Source organism: Mycobacterium sp. NPDC003323 (assembly GCF_053589535.1).
In genome coordinates this window covers 1-1,778 of sequence record NZ_JBSFSB010000035.1, presented here as the reverse complement: position 1 = coordinate 1,778, position 1,778 = coordinate 1, and the positions used below count along the sequence as shown (strand labels likewise).

The 1,778-nt window shown below is 65.1% G+C and carries 1 protein-coding gene; it reads left to right on the top strand.

All coding sequences use genetic code 11. The features are described from left to right. Nucleotides 1-68 precede the first annotated feature (68 nt). On the top strand, nucleotides 69-1,616 hold the full coding sequence (locus ACWDUN_RS29990) for an IS1182 family transposase (RefSeq protein ID WP_449934567.1): 1,548 nt from the start codon (nucleotides 69-71) through the stop codon (nucleotides 1,614-1,616). Nucleotides 1,617-1,778: the final 162 nt, after the last annotated feature.

The following is a 1,778-nucleotide window of genomic DNA, read 5'->3' as shown; positions in this document are numbered from 1 at the left end:
CTAGGAGACTGCTGAATTAATCCCGCGTGGCGGGGGTGGGTTGACCTGTGCTTTGGGATGATTGGTGGGTGCAGGGTCGTTCTGATGATCAGCGTGAGTTGTTGGATGCAGAATCGGTTGCCGGGCATCTTTTGAAGTCCGACAGCATGTTCGCGTTCTTGGCCGCTCACCGCGGTGAGCTGTTCCCGGAATCGTTGTTCGCCGATCTGTTCCCGTCGCGGCGGGGCCGTCCGAGTGTGCCGGCCGAGGTGATGGCCTCGGTGATCACGCTGCAGGCGCTGCATGGCTTGTCCGATAACGAGACCGTGGATGCGGTGACCTTCGACCTGCGGTGGAAAGCGGCATGCGGACTGCCGATCACCGCAACGGCGTTTCACTCCACGACCTTGACCTATTGGCGGCGCCGGTTGACGGCATCCGATCGACCCGATCGCATCTTCGAGGCGGTCAAAGCCGTGGTGGCCGAAACGGGTGTACTCGCGAAGCGAACGCGGCGGGCGTTGGATTCCACCGTGCTCGACGACGCGGTGGCCACCCAGGACACCGTGACCCAGTTGATCGGCGCGATCCGCCGGGTGCGCCGTGAGGTTCCCGGTGCCGTGGCGGTCGTCGCGTCCCAGTGCACCGCTCACAACTACGACGATCCGGGAAAACCGGCCATTGCCTGGAACGACAAGGCAGCCCGCGACCAGCTGATCGATGCGTTGGTCGGTGACGCGCACCGGCTGCTCGGGCATCTGCCCGAGCAGGATCTCGGGCCGCGGGCTGCCGAGGCGGTGGCGTTGTTAGCGCTGGTCGCCGGCCAAGACGTCGAACCGATCGAGGGCTCTGATGGCACCGACGGGCAGTGGCGCATCGCTCAGCGGGTCGCCCCTGACCGGGTCATCTCCACCGTCGATCCCGATGCGCGCCATGCGCATAAGACGGTGCACCGCCGCCAAGACGGCTTCAAGGCCCACCTCGCGATCGAACCCGATACCGGGCTCATCACCGACTGCGCCCTGACCAAGGCCTGCGGCCCGGCCAATCACGAAGCCGTCGTCGGCCTGGCCCTGCTCGACGACGAATCGGGTCCGGTGCGGGTACTCGGTGACTCGGCCTATGGAACCGGTGATGCCAGGGCAGCGTTGGCTGACCGTAGGCATGTCGCGGTGATCAAGCCGATCCCGTTGCGCACTCCGGTTCCAGGTGGTTTCAGCAGCGACGACTTCCACGTCGACTTCGAGGCCCATACCGTCACCTGCCCGGCCGGGCACACCCGGTCGATCACGCCCAGCGGTAGCGCCGGATTCGGAACACGTTGTCGTTCATGCCCTTTGGCGGCACAGTGCACCACTGCCAAGGACGGACGCAATCTCACCATCGGTGAACACGAACACCACCTTCGCGCTGCCCGCACAGCGGCTCGTACCTCCGACTGGCAGGCCGAGTACCGCCGGCACCGACCCATGGTCGAACGCTCAATCGCCTGGCTCACGCGAGGCAACCGCAAAGTCCGCTACCGCGGCGTCACGAAAAACAACAACTGGCTTCACCATCGCGCCGCCGCGCTGAACCTGCGCCGACTGATCACCCTGGGACTGACCCACACCAACGCTGGCTGGGCCATCGCCTGACCTGGCAGACCTGGCTCTTGCCTCACTGAACACCGCGTGCCACGCTCAACACGGCGGGGTGACCCTCGAATCTGTCGACCTCAGGGTCTGACTTACACTCACGCGCCACAGAGCGCTCTGAGGCACCCCGCCCCAAACACCCTTAATTCAGCAGTCTCCTAG